This is a genomic window from Bacillus sp. N13C7, from assembly GCF_026790065.1.
Classification (GTDB): domain Bacteria; phylum Bacillota; class Bacilli; order Bacillales; family Bacillaceae; genus Bacillus.
This window is the reverse complement of sequence record NZ_JALAMO010000001.1, coordinates 113,122-125,016: the sequence shown is the minus strand read 5'-3', so window position 1 is coordinate 125,016 and position 11,895 is coordinate 113,122. Positions and strand designations below refer to the sequence as shown.

Genomic DNA, 11,895 nt, shown 5'->3' with positions numbered 1-11,895 from the left:
AAATGAATACAGCACATGCTAAAGGAAATGTTTTGAACAAAATCGGAATTCCTTCTCACATGGTTTGGGGTTACATTGGCGTTGTCATCTTTATGGTTGGAGACGGCCTCGAACAAGGCTGGCTGTCTCCTTTTCTCGTTGATCATGGTCTCAGTATGCAGCAATCCGCATCGTTATTTACTATGTACGGCATTGCTGTCACCATCTCGGCTTGGCTTTCAGGCACGTTTGTCCAAACTTGGGGGCCAAGAAAAACAATGACTGTCGGCTTGCTTGCATTTATCCTCGGTTCGGCCGCTTTTATCGGCTGGGCGATTCCTCATATGTATTATCCGGCTCTCTTAGGAAGCTATGCGCTTAGAGGCTTGGGATATCCGCTGTTTGCATACTCTTTTCTTGTATGGGTGTCATACAGCACCTCTCAAAAGATTCTAGGAAAAGCCGTCGGCTGGTTTTGGTTTATGTTTACGTGCGGTCTTAATGTGCTCGGCCCGTTCTATTCAAGCTATGCGGTTCCGGCATTTGGGGAAATCAATACGCTTTGGAGCGCTTTACTGTTTGTAGCGGCAGGTGGATGTCTCGCCCTATTTTTTAACAAAGATAAATTTACACCTGTGCAAAAACAAGATCAGCCGAAATGGAAAGAGCTGTCGAAGGCTTTTACAATAATGTTTGAAAACCCTAAAGTTGGCATCGGCGGAGTGGTCAAAACAATTAATGCCATAGGACAATTTGGATTTGCCATCTTTCTTCCGACTTATTTAGCGCGTTACGGATATTCTGTTTCAGAATGGCTGCAAATATGGGGGACGCTGTTTTTTGTTAATATTCTGTTTAATATCATTTTCGGTGCAGTCGGAGATAAACTGGGCTGGCGGAATACCGTGATGTGGTTTGGCGGTGTGGGGTGCGGCATTTTTACGCTGGCGCTTTATTACACGCCTCAATTAATCGGGCATCAGTATTGGGTGCTGATGATTATCGCCTGCTGCTACGGTGCGGCATTGGCCGGCTACGTGCCATTAAGCGCACTTTTGCCGACACTTGCACCTGATAATAAGGGTGCTGCCATGTCAGTGCTGAACTTGGGGTCTGGTTTATGTGCGTTTATTGCACCGGGCATTGTCAGTCTTTTCATTGGACCGCTTGGCTCTGGCGGCGTCATTTGGATCTTTGCGGCATTATATTTTTTCAGTGCTTTTCTGACACAATTTTTGACGATTCCTGAGCAAAGCGCTGATGTATATACGGAAGAACGGCTGGTCAGGGAAAACGTGCAAACAAATTTCGAGAAAACGGTTAAGCAGTAGACTCTTTGGTCAAACTAGTCATAAACGTGTGCAAAGAGGTGTAGAGGGTGAAACGATTCAGCACGGCGTATCTATTGCTGGGCATTCTTTGCTCAGCCGCAGCATTTCTGATTGGTGCTCCTCCCCGCGCACTTGGGGCGGAAGTGGAGCACTATGAACCGCTGCAGGTGCATGTGCAGCTTGAAAAAGTGTATTTGGACGGCGATGTCAGCATTGAGCATAAGCGTGAAAAAGTGCTTTCTATGGATGACTTTTGGGCAGCTTATGCCGGCTGGACGCTAGTTGAACAAAAAAAGGGGTATGTACTCTTCCGGAAGCAAATGGACGATATTTCTCCGCTCAGCAAGGTGAACGGGTATATCGGTGTATCGGATAATGGAGTGATTTCCACTTTTCATGGACGCCCTGAGTCAGCTTCGGAACCGATTCAGTCTTTTTTCCAAATTGATTTAGAAAGGCTTGAGAGCCATATGCAAAAAAATCTGCTGAAAGGCATTCCATTTCGGACAAAAGCGGAGTTTGAGGACGTCATAGAACATATAAAGACATACAGCGGGTGATGTCCGCTGATAGAAGACATGTATTCATGTCTTTTTTTTCGTGGAAGAATGAGAGAGAAGCGAACGTATGTTAACTTTTCTATAAGACTTTGGCTGTTTTTATGGTACAATGAAGAACAGTCAAAGAGGTGAATTTGCGTGATCGAATTTGTTAAAGGGACGATTGATTATGTATCTCCCCAATATATTGTGATAGAGAACGGCGGCATTGGCTATCAGATATTCACGCCGAATCCGTTTATATATAAGGAGAGAAGTCAAGAAACAATTTTTACGTACCATCATATCAGAGAGGACGCTTTTTCGCTCTACGGTTTTTCAACAAGGGAGGAGAAAGCGCTCTTTACAAAGCTCTTAAACGTGACCGGAATCGGTCCTAAAGGTGCACTCGCCATCTTGGGCTCAGGTGATCCGGGAGCGGTTATCCAAGCAATTGAAAATGAGGATGAGGCCTTTTTGGTCAAGTTTCCTGGTGTAGGCAAGAAAACCGCGCGCCAGATTATTCTTGATTTGAAAGGAAAGCTCGCAGACGTTGTGCCTGAAATGATTGAAAATCTGTTTAATCATGAAGAAAGGCTTGATAAGCAAACAGCAGAAACGGCTCTCGAAGAAGCGCTTGAGGCCCTCAGGGTTCTCGGATATGCTGAAAAAGAAATCAAAAAGGTGCTTCCTCACTTAAAAGAAGATATTGGGCTGACAACAGACCAATATGTGAAAAAAGCATTACAAAAACTATTGAAGTAAGGTGATGTTCATGGATGAACGGCTCGTCTCAAGTGAAGCAGACAACCATGAATCAGTGATAGAGCAAAGCCTGAGGCCGCAAAATCTGGCGCAGTATATTGGGCAGCATAAGGTGAAAGAAAATTTGCGCGTATTTATAGATGCGGCAAAAATGAGACAGGAAACGCTGGATCATGTTCTTCTGTACGGGCCGCCAGGACTCGGGAAAACGACGCTTGCTTCCATTGTTGCCAATGAAATGGGAGTGGAATTGCGGACGACATCAGGACCTGCGATTGAAAGACCCGGTGATTTGGCTGCCATATTAACAGCGCTGGAGCCGGGAGATGTATTATTTATTGATGAAATACATAGGCTGCACAGATCAATTGAAGAGGTGCTTTATCCTGCGATGGAAGACTTTTGTCTCGATATCGTAATTGGCAAAGGCCCTTCTGCCCGCTCTGTCCGTCTCGACCTGCCGCCTTTTACGCTGGTAGGAGCGACGACAAGGGTAGGGCTTTTGACGGCGCCGTTAAGAGATCGATTCGGCGTAATGTCGCGCCTTGAGTACTATACACAAGCAGAGCTGGCGGATATTGTCACAAGAACTGCAGACGTATTTGAGGTTGAGATTGATAAACCGTCAGCTCTTGAAATCGCAAGGAGGTCTAGAGGTACGCCGCGCGTAGCGAATCGCCTGCTGAGAAGGGTCCGTGATTTTGCCCAGGTGCTGGGTGACAGCCGGATAACGGAAGAGATTTCTCAGGATGCGCTGGAGCGGCTTCAGGTTGACCGGCTTGGTTTGGATCATATTGATCACAAGCTGCTGATGGGCATGATCGAAAAGTTTAACGGCGGCCCGGTGGGTCTTGATACCATTTCAGCCACGATCGGCGAAGAACCGCATACGATTGAAGACGTATACGAACCGTATCTTCTGCAAATTGGATTTATCCAAAGAACGCCGCGTGGAAGGATCGTGACACCGGCCGTTTATCATCATTTCCAAATGGAGGCTCCCCGATATGACTGAATTCCCTAAGATCATTATGATTCTTGGCGCTGTTTTGCTTATCATCGGAGCAATTTTGCATTTTGTCGGCAAGATGCCGGGAGATATTTTTGTGAAAAAAGGAAATGTCACGTTTTTTTTCCCGGTTGTCACTTGTATCATCATAAGTGTGGTATTATCAATTTTGCTTAATCTTTTCGGCAGAATGAAATAACAAAAGACTAGAATAAAGGTGAAATATCATGAAAGTCGATTTATTTGATTTTGAACTACCGGAACGTTTAATTGCACAAGTGCCGTTGGAGCAGCGTGATGCTTCAAGGCTGATGGTGCTTGATAAACAAACAGGAGAGCTGACTGACAGCTCGTTTAAAAACATTATCAGTTTCTTTAAAGAAGGAGATTGTCTTGTGCTGAACAATACCCGTGTGCTGCCTGCCCGGTTATTCGGGACAAAAGAGGATACCGGCGCGAAAGTGGAACTTCTTTTGCTGAAACAGGAAGCCGGTGACAAGTGGGAAACACTTGCCAAACCGGCGAAACGGGTGAAAAAAGGAACCGTTGTTACATTTGGAGACGGAAGATTGAAGGCCATTTGCACGGAAGAGCTTGAGCACGGCGGCAGAAAAATGGAATTTCAATATGACGGTATTTTCTACGAGGTGCTGGAATCCCTTGGAGAAATGCCGCTCCCGCCATATATAAAAGAACAGCTTGATGACAGAGAGCGCTACCAGACCGTGTATTCTAAAGAAATTGGCTCTGCCGCTGCGCCTACAGCAGGCCTTCACTTCACGGAAGAAATCTTACAGCAATTGAAAGACAAAGGCGTGCAAATTGAGTTCATCACACTGCATGTAGGTCTTGGAACGTTTCGCCCTGTGAGTTCCGATAAAGTGGAAGAGCACAATATGCATGCAGAGTTTTATCAAATGTCAGAAGAAACGGCTGCAGCCTTAAACAAAGTAAGGGAAAATGGCGGCCGGATTATTTCTGTCGGCACGACATCGACACGCACGCTTGAAACGATTGCCGGGGAACATGATGGGCAATTTAAAGCATCAAGCGGCTGGACATCTATTTTTATTTATCCGGGCTATGAATTCAAAGCCATTGACGGAATGATTACAAACTTCCATTTGCCGAAATCGTCATTGATTATGCTGGTCAGTGCGCTTGCGGGAAGAGAAAACGTTCTGCGCGCTTATAACCATGCGGTGGAAGAGGAATACCGTTTCTTCAGCTTTGGAGACGCGATGCTGATTATATAATTTTGAGAACAGGAGGCCTCATGAAAAGTGGCTGAACAACCGATACGCTATGAATTTATAAAAGAATGTAAACAAACAGGGGCGCGGCTGGGCAAAGTGCACACGCCTCACGGCTCCTTTGAAACGCCGGTTTTTATGCCGGTCGGCACATTGGCGACAGTTAAAACAATGGCGCCTGAAGAGCTGAAAGCAATGGATGCAGGCATCATTTTAAGCAACACTTATCACCTTTGGCTCCGCCCGGGCCACGATATTGTCAAAGAAGCGGGCGGGCTCCACAAATTTATGAATTGGGATCGCGCAATTTTAACAGATTCAGGCGGTTTTCAGGTCTTTTCTTTAAGCAAGTTTCGTAATATAGAGGAAGAGGGCGTTCATTTCCGCAATCATTTAAATGGAGACAAGCTGTTTTTATCTCCGGAAAAAGCGATGGAAATCCAAAACGCACTCGGCTCTGATATTATGATGGCGTTTGACGAATGCCCGCCATATCCGGCGGAGTACGATTATATGAAGCGATCTGTTGAGCGGACGAGCCGCTGGGCGGAACGCTGTCTGAATGCCCACAGCCGCCAGGATGAACAAGGGCTGTTTGGCATTGTACAAGGCGGAGAATATGAAGATCTGCGTACACAAAGTGCGAAGGACTTGATTTCCCTTGATTTTCCGGGATATGCTATAGGCGGATTATCTGTCGGTGAACCGAAGGATGTCATGAACCGTGTCCTTGAGTTTACAACACCGCTCTTGCCGAAGGATAAACCGAGATATCTGATGGGAGTGGGTTCACCGGACGCGCTGATCGACGGAGCGATCCGCGGGGTTGACATGTTTGACTGTGTGCTGCCTACCCGGATTGCAAGAAACGGCACAGTGTTTACAGCTGAAGGCCGTCTCAATATGAAAAATGCGAAATTCGAAAGAGACTTCCGTCCGATAGATGAAGAATGTGATTGCTATACATGTAAAAATTACACTCGCGCGTATATCAGACACTTGATCCGCTGCAATGAAACATTTGGCCTTCGATTAACAACTTACCATAACCTTCATTTTCTGTTACACTTAATGGAGCAGGTAAGACAGGCTATTCGCGAGGATCGTCTGGGTGATTTCAGAGAAGAGTTCTTTGAGCGTTACGGCTACAACAAGCCAAATGCGAAAAGCTTCTAAATAAAATGAATGACAGGCTTACAGAAAGGGGTGAAAATTATGACAGGCACTTTAGGCACATTGGTTCCTATTATTTTAATGTTTGCAGTCCTTTACTTCTTGCTGATTCGTCCTCAGCAAAAACAGCAAAAGGCTGTACGCCAAATGCAAGAGGAACTGAAAAAAGGCGATTCAGTAGTGACAATCGGGGGATTGCATGGGACTGTTGACTCTATCGACGAAAGCAAAGTCGTCATTAAGACTGGTGATAACACACGTCTTACGTTCGACCGCCGCGCGATCAGAGAAGTTTCTGCTGCTGAATAACAGCAGGAGCGATACATAGTAAACAAAAAAGAGCGGGTGATCCCGCTCTTTTTTATGTGGAAGACCTGTTTCCCCTCATGTTCACGCCGAAAATCCCGCCCAGCATGCATACCCCTAAAAACCCCAGATGGTAGAGCAGCTGTTCTGCTGTAAATGTCTTTCCGAATCCTAAATACTGAAACAATAAAATAATCAGGGAAAAGCTTAAGGCAGTCAATGCCCCGATCATCCAGCCTCTTTCCTTCCCTTTCCCGCCTGAAATGAACCCGCCGATAAATAAAGAAAGAAATGAGATGGCGGTGATCAGCCAGTTGAATGATGATTCTTCCAGCGAGGTTGCGGTCAGTAATAGTGAAACGGCTAGACTCGTCAGGAGCATGGCTGAGAATATGGCGATTAAGCCGTAAAGAATGCCTTTTCCAACTTGTTTCGTTTCCTCCATGAATGTCTCCTCTCTGCCTGTATTAAAAGGCTTCTGTTCTTTTTGAACGAAGCCGTCAGACATGCTGACGGCTCGTCTTTGTAAAAATGTATTCCCTTATCCCATGAATTAGACGTAAAAGCTTTATGAAATACGTTCGGTTTTTCTTACATAAATTGTTCGTCTTGTTGCATCCTATGAGGAGTCGGAGGTGAATGATGGAAGAGCTTCTCACTATTGCGTTTCGCACAATCATATTGTATTTTGTGATATTGGTCATTTTTCGTTTTATGGGCAAACGGGAGATCGGGGAGCTTAGCATTTTAGACCTCGTTGTCTTTATCATGATGGCTGAAATTGCCGTTTTAGCCATAGAAAACGTAGATGATCATCTATTTCACACCATTTTGCCAATGCTTGTATTGATGATTATCCAAGTGACATTCGCATACTTATCTTTAAAAAACCGAAAAGTTCGCCAGCTTGTGGACGGTAAGCCAACCATTATTATCAAATATGGGAAAATTGATGAAGATGCTATGAAGTCACAGCGTTATAATTTTGATGATTTAATGGTTCAGCTCAGGGAAAATAGTATCGACAGAGTAGCCGATGTGTCATTTGCCATTTTAGAGCCGTCAGGCAAACTGACTGTTGTAAAGAAAGAAAACAGCGGAGAGCATCGGCAGCTCGAAATGCCGCTCATTATAGATGGCTCTATTCAAACAGAAAACCTGTCCAGAATCGGCAAAGACAAAAAGTGGCTGTGTGAAAAGTTACGAAAACACGGATATACCAATCCTTCAGTTATTTCATTTTGCTCGTTTACTGACGGAGAGTTATTTATTGATGAAAAAGATGGGCACCGCACGTAATCTTTATCGGATGATCAGACGTCCAATAATAGGAATGCGGCGAAGCTCATCTTTTTTAATTAAACGGAAAACGAGCAGAAGGATGATATAGATGGCAGCACTCATTGCAACCCATCCAGCGACATTCACAGCCTCAGATGCCCCAAAGCTTACAAATTGTTTGATGGCGGAGCTGATGAATCCGGAAATCACAATAACAGCGAAACTGAGTGCGTACTCCTTAATTTTGATACTGATCGGCAGCACCTTGCTTACTGTTGCGGCGTGTAAAAGCGTGACGAGCACCATGCCAGTCACAATGGCTAATGCTGCGCCCATAATCCCGAGAGACGGTCTGGTGGCAAGGACGAAAATAAGGCCTGTTTTCACAAGCGCTCCAATTAAGCTGTTCATCATCGCGGCTCCGGCCAAATTAAGCGCCTGCAGCACAGCCTGAAGAGGGCCTTGGAAATAATAAAGCAGAAAAAACGGTGCCATGACTTTTATAAAGACAGCTGCTCCTGAGGAACCGTACATCACCCTCATCAGCTCATCCGCAAATACGAATAGAATGACAACTGAAATGCCCCCGCTAAGCAGGCAGAGCCGCATGGCTTGTTCTAAGCGATATTCCACCACCTGCAATTTTTTCTGCTCCATTCCTTCACTGATCGCAGGAACAAGCGCGGTCGACAAAGAATATGTAATAAAGCTGGGCAGAGTCAGCAGTGTCATGGCAAAGCCGGTCAATTCCCCGTATTGCTTTGTTGCAGCAACTGTCGCTACGCCGGCGATAGCAAGGCTTTGGGCGACGACAATCGGCTCAAAAAACCAAGAGAGATTGCCGATAAAGCGGCTCCCGGTCGTTGGAAGAGATACGCTCATTAACTGGGAAAACGTTTGTTTTCCGTTTTTTATTGACTGGAAAAAGTGCTTTCTGATTTTGATTGTCTTTTTATACTTAAAGCAAATGAATAAATAAAGGAGTGACGCCAATTCCCCTGCGACTGAGGAGATCATTGCCCCCGCTGCAGCGTATTCAATTCCGTAAGGGAGAAAAATCGTCGTGCACACAGCGACCAGTGAAATGCGGACGACCTGTTCAAGGACTTGAGACACGGCAAGCGGGTTCATATTCTGTTTTCCTTGAAAGTATCCCCTCAGCACACTTGATATGGCGATAATCGGCACTACCGGCGTAATGGCCAGGAGCGGATACAATGTTCTCTTATCTGTCAGCATTGTTTCAGCCATAACCGGGGCGAAAAACAGAAACAGCGGCGTAAAAATCAGGCTGAGCACGCCTGTAATCGTCAGAGACATGACTAAAATATTTTTCGTTTTTTGGTGATCGCCGCGTGCACTTGCTTCAGCCACAAGCTTGCTGATCGCGACCGGCAGACCGAATTGAGTTAATGTAGTGGCTAAGAAAAAGGTAGGCGCCGCCATCATGTAAAGCCCGACTCCTTCTTCACCGATAAAACGGGCGATAACCACCCGGTTGACAAACCCGAGCATTCTTGTAACCATTCCTGCTGCGATTAGGATAAGAGTGCCCCTTAAAAACGTCTGTTTCGCCATTTTTACCCCCTGCCTTCTCAAACTACCTGTAATCATATACAATAAAGATATGCGTATATGTCGTCCAAGCATGACAAGTCTTCTTGAAAAACAACAAAAAGGAGCGTGGAATTCATGGAGAAGCATCCCGCCGATCTATATAAAGACCACGTCAGGCCGTTTCTTTACAGCAAACTGGAAGAGTTTAAGATTCTCGGGTATGATGATGTTGAACTTGAAAGTTTGTGGTCATACTTAACAGATAAGAAGTGGAAAAAGAAAACGGAACTGCACATTTATGAAATGACGAGCGATATTTTATCAGTGAAAATTGGCGAATTTATGAACTATGCAACCGTTGAGTCATTTAAATCGTCTAATTGGCTGGGAAGTGAAGAAGGCCAGGAAGCATTGGAAGAACTGCTGAGATAGCAGGTTGATTCGCACAGGTTTAAGGGAGGATATACATAATGAAAAAAGGGCGCTTGATTGCGTTTTTCCTTTTCGTTTTATTGATCGGCACGGGCTTGGGCTACTTTACGAAGCCTGCCGCTAACAATATTACGTTAGGATTGGATTTGCAAGGCGGATTTGAAGTGCTGTATGATGTACAGCCCGTAAAAAAAGGTGACAAAATCACAAAAGACGTTCTGGTCAGCACAGTAGAGGCGCTGAACCGCAGGGCCAATGTCCTTGGTGTCAGCGAACCGAACATCCAAATTGAAGGAAATAACCGGATTCGCGTGCAGCTCGCTGGGGTGACAAACCAAAACAGAGCGCGTGAAATTCTGGCGACTGAAGCTCAGCTTTCTTTCAGGGATACGAATGACAAAGAATTGCTGAATGGTTCTGACCTCGTCGAAAACGGGGCTAAACAAACATATGATGCCAAAACAAATGAACCGATTGTCAGCATTAAACTGAAAGATGCTGATAAATTTGGAGAAGTGACCAAAAAGGTCATGAAGATGGCGCCCAATAACCAGCTTGTCATTTGGATGGATTATGAAAAAGGGGACTCCTTTAAAAAAGAAGTTCAAAAAGAGCATCCTAAATATGTATCCGCTCCGAATGTAAGTCAAGAATTAAACACAACTGACGTTACAATTGAAGGGCAGTTTACGGTTCAAGAAGCGAAAGATTTAGCCAGCATTTTAAACGCCGGCGCGCTTCCTGTGAAACTGACTGAAAAATATTCAACATCTGTAGGCGCACAATTCGGCCAGCAGGCGCTTCATGATACGGTGTTTGCAGGCATTGTCGGTATTGCAATCATTTTCTTATTTATGCTTTTCTATTACCGCCTGCCGGGATTAATTGCGGTGATTACGCTATCAGTTTATATATACATTACACTCCAGATTTTTGACTGGATGAATGCTGTACTTACACTTCCTGGAATTGCCGCGCTCATATTAGGTGTCGGGATGGCTGTTGACGCCAACATCATCACCTATGAGCGGATTAAAGAAGAGCTCAAGCTAGGAAAATCGGTCCGCTCTGCTTTCCGTTCAGGAAACAGACGGTCATTTGCGACAATTTTTGACGCGAATATTACAACAATTATTGCAGCGGTTGTGCTCTTTATCTTTGGGACAAGCTCTGTTAAAGGGTTTGCGACGATGCTGATTCTGTCGATTTTGACAAGTTTTATCACTGCCGTTTTCTTATCAAGATTTCTCCTTTCTCTTCTTGTGGAAAGCAGATGGCTTGATCGGAAAAAAGGCTGGTTCGGCGTCAACAAGAAACACATCATGGATATTCAGGATACGGACGAAAATACAGAGCCGCATACCCCGTTCCAAAAATGGGATTTCACGAGCAAACGCAAATATTTCTTTATTTTCTCCAGTGCGGTTACGATTGCTGGGATTATTATCCTGCTCGTGTTCAAGCTGAATCTTGGCATTGACTTTGCGAGCGGTGCACGGATTGAAGTGCAAAGCGACCATAAGCTGACGACAGAGCAGGTGGAGAAGGATTTTGAATCTCTGGGTATGGACCCTGATACCGTCGTTCTGTCAGGCGAAAAGAGCAATATCGGTGTTGCCCGTTTTGTTGGGGTGCCAGATAAAGAAACCATTGCCAAAGTAAAAACGTATTTCAAAGACAAATACGGTTCTGAGCCAAATGTCAGCACAGTTTCACCGACAGTCGGTAAAGAGCTGGCAAGAAATGCGCTGTATGCAGTTGCTATAGCTTCTATTGGCATCATTATTTACGTTTCAATCCGATTCGAATACAAAATGGCCATTGCCGCAATAGCTTCACTGCTTTATGACGCTTTCTTTATTGTCACGTTTTTCAGCATTACAAGGCTTGAGGTAGATGTTACGTTCATCGCGGCCGTCTTGACGATTATCGGGTATTCCATTAACGATACAATCGTTACATTTGACAGGATCCGCGAGCATATGAAAAAGCGTAAGCCGAAAACATTTGCCGACCTGAACCATATTGTAAACCTGAGCCTGCAGCAAACCTTTACACGATCTATTAACACTGTATTAACTGTCGTGATCGTTGTTGTGACATTGCTGATCTTTGGAGCATCTTCTATTACAAACTTCTCAATTGCTTTATTGGTCGGGCTGTTAACAGGCGTTTATTCCTCTCTATACATTGCCGCACAAATTTGGCTTGCATGGAAAGGAAAAGAATTGAAAAAAGATTCGGCGCAATAAAAAATAACAGGCTGTCCT

The 11,895-nt window shown here is 44.9% G+C and carries 13 protein-coding genes; 11 read left to right on the top strand and 2 right to left on the bottom strand.

Annotated elements, in window-relative coordinates; all coding sequences use genetic code 11:
- Nucleotides 1–2: 2 nt before the first annotated feature.
- The 8 genes from MOB98_RS00660 (at nucleotide 3) to yajC (ending at nucleotide 6,358) form a co-directional block, all read left to right on the top strand.
- Nucleotides 3–1,310: an MFS transporter gene (locus MOB98_RS00660; RefSeq protein ID WP_268359727.1), complete on the top strand. Its 1,308-nt coding sequence runs from the start codon at nucleotides 3–5 to the stop codon at nucleotides 1,308–1,310.
- A 47-nt stretch (nucleotides 1,311–1,357) separates the two neighbouring features.
- The gene (bofC, locus tag MOB98_RS00655; RefSeq protein ID WP_079288040.1) at nucleotides 1,358–1,870 is read left to right on the top strand and encodes a sporulation cell-cell signaling protein BofC; all 513 of its coding nucleotides are present in this window, start codon (nucleotides 1,358–1,360) and stop codon (nucleotides 1,868–1,870) included.
- A 138-nt stretch (nucleotides 1,871–2,008) separates the two neighbouring features.
- Complete coding sequence (gene ruvA / locus MOB98_RS00650; RefSeq protein WP_268359724.1) at nucleotides 2,009–2,614, top strand: Holliday junction branch migration protein RuvA; 606 nt, start codon at nucleotides 2,009–2,011, stop codon at nucleotides 2,612–2,614.
- 10 nt (nucleotides 2,615–2,624) lie between these two features.
- Nucleotides 2,625–3,629: a Holliday junction branch migration DNA helicase RuvB gene (ruvB, locus tag MOB98_RS00645; protein ID WP_268359721.1), complete on the top strand. Its 1,005-nt coding sequence runs from the start codon at nucleotides 2,625–2,627 to the stop codon at nucleotides 3,627–3,629.
- Entirely contained in the window at nucleotides 3,622–3,822 is a 201-nt protein-coding gene (locus MOB98_RS00640; RefSeq protein WP_010335134.1) for a DUF2905 domain-containing protein, read from the top strand. Before ruvB ends, MOB98_RS00640 begins: the two co-directional genes overlap by 8 nt.
- Before the next feature lie 28 nt (nucleotides 3,823–3,850).
- Nucleotides 3,851–4,879: a tRNA preQ1(34) S-adenosylmethionine ribosyltransferase-isomerase QueA gene (queA, locus tag MOB98_RS00635; RefSeq protein ID WP_268359719.1), complete on the top strand. Its 1,029-nt coding sequence runs from the start codon at nucleotides 3,851–3,853 to the stop codon at nucleotides 4,877–4,879.
- A 27-nt stretch (nucleotides 4,880–4,906) separates the two neighbouring features.
- A complete protein-coding gene (gene tgt, locus MOB98_RS00630; RefSeq protein ID WP_129508044.1) occupies nucleotides 4,907–6,052 on the top strand; it encodes a tRNA guanosine(34) transglycosylase Tgt in 1,146 nt (381 codons plus the stop codon).
- A gap of 39 nt (nucleotides 6,053–6,091) precedes the next feature.
- A complete protein-coding gene (gene yajC / locus MOB98_RS00625; RefSeq protein WP_004398708.1) occupies nucleotides 6,092–6,358 on the top strand; it encodes a preprotein translocase subunit YajC in 267 nt (88 codons plus the stop codon).
- Nucleotides 6,359–6,410: 52 nt separating this feature from the next.
- On the opposite strand, the gene MOB98_RS00620 is transcribed toward yajC, so the two are convergent.
- A complete protein-coding gene (locus MOB98_RS00620; RefSeq protein ID WP_268359717.1) occupies nucleotides 6,411–6,800 on the bottom strand; it encodes a TIGR04086 family membrane protein in 390 nt (129 codons plus the stop codon).
- 197 nt (nucleotides 6,801–6,997) lie between these two features.
- Here MOB98_RS00620 and MOB98_RS00615 point away from each other — a divergent pair, with 197 nt between their 5' ends.
- Nucleotides 6,998–7,654 (top strand): DUF421 domain-containing protein, encoded by a 657-nt coding sequence (locus MOB98_RS00615; protein WP_268359776.1) that lies wholly within the window; start codon nucleotides 6,998–7,000, stop codon nucleotides 7,652–7,654.
- A gap of 3 nt (nucleotides 7,655–7,657) precedes the next feature.
- Here MOB98_RS00615 and spoVB read toward each other — a convergent pair whose 3' ends face one another.
- Complete coding sequence (spoVB, locus tag MOB98_RS00610) at nucleotides 7,658–9,214, bottom strand: stage V sporulation protein B (protein WP_268359715.1); 1,557 nt, start codon at nucleotides 9,212–9,214, stop codon at nucleotides 7,658–7,660.
- Nucleotides 9,215–9,328: 114 nt separating this feature from the next.
- Between spoVB and comN the strand changes: the two genes are divergently transcribed.
- Complete coding sequence (comN, locus tag MOB98_RS00605) at nucleotides 9,329–9,625, top strand: post-transcriptional regulator ComN (protein WP_268359712.1); 297 nt, start codon at nucleotides 9,329–9,331, stop codon at nucleotides 9,623–9,625.
- A 38-nt stretch (nucleotides 9,626–9,663) separates the two neighbouring features.
- Entirely contained in the window at nucleotides 9,664–11,877 is a 2,214-nt protein-coding gene (gene secDF, locus MOB98_RS00600) for a protein translocase subunit SecDF (RefSeq protein WP_268359709.1), read from the top strand.
- Nucleotides 11,878–11,895: the final 18 nt, after the last annotated feature.

Bases quoted from the DNA above. Each gene is read 5' to 3' on its own strand.
- MOB98_RS00660 (WP_268359727.1), top strand. From the start codon at position 3: ATGAATACAGCACATGCTAAAGGAAATGTTTTGAACAAAATCGGAATT.
- ruvB (WP_268359721.1), top strand. From the start codon at position 2,625: ATGGATGAACGGCTCGTCTCAAGTGAAGCAGACAACCATGAATCAGTG.
- MOB98_RS00640 (WP_010335134.1), top strand. From the start codon at position 3,622: ATGACTGAATTCCCTAAGATCATTATGATTCTTGGCGCTGTTTTGCTT.
- queA (WP_268359719.1), top strand. From the start codon at position 3,851: ATGAAAGTCGATTTATTTGATTTTGAACTACCGGAACGTTTAATTGCA.
- yajC (WP_004398708.1), top strand. From the start codon at position 6,092: ATGACAGGCACTTTAGGCACATTGGTTCCTATTATTTTAATGTTTGCA.
- MOB98_RS00620 (WP_268359717.1), bottom strand. From the start codon at position 6,800: ATGGAGGAAACGAAACAAGTTGGAAAAGGCATTCTTTACGGCTTAATC.
- MOB98_RS00615 (WP_268359776.1), top strand. From the start codon at position 6,998: ATGGAAGAGCTTCTCACTATTGCGTTTCGCACAATCATATTGTATTTT.
- spoVB (WP_268359715.1), bottom strand. From the start codon at position 9,214: ATGGCGAAACAGACGTTTTTAAGGGGCACTCTTATCCTAATCGCAGCA.
- comN (WP_268359712.1), top strand. From the start codon at position 9,329: ATGGAGAAGCATCCCGCCGATCTATATAAAGACCACGTCAGGCCGTTT.
- secDF (WP_268359709.1), top strand. From the start codon at position 9,664: ATGAAAAAAGGGCGCTTGATTGCGTTTTTCCTTTTCGTTTTATTGATC.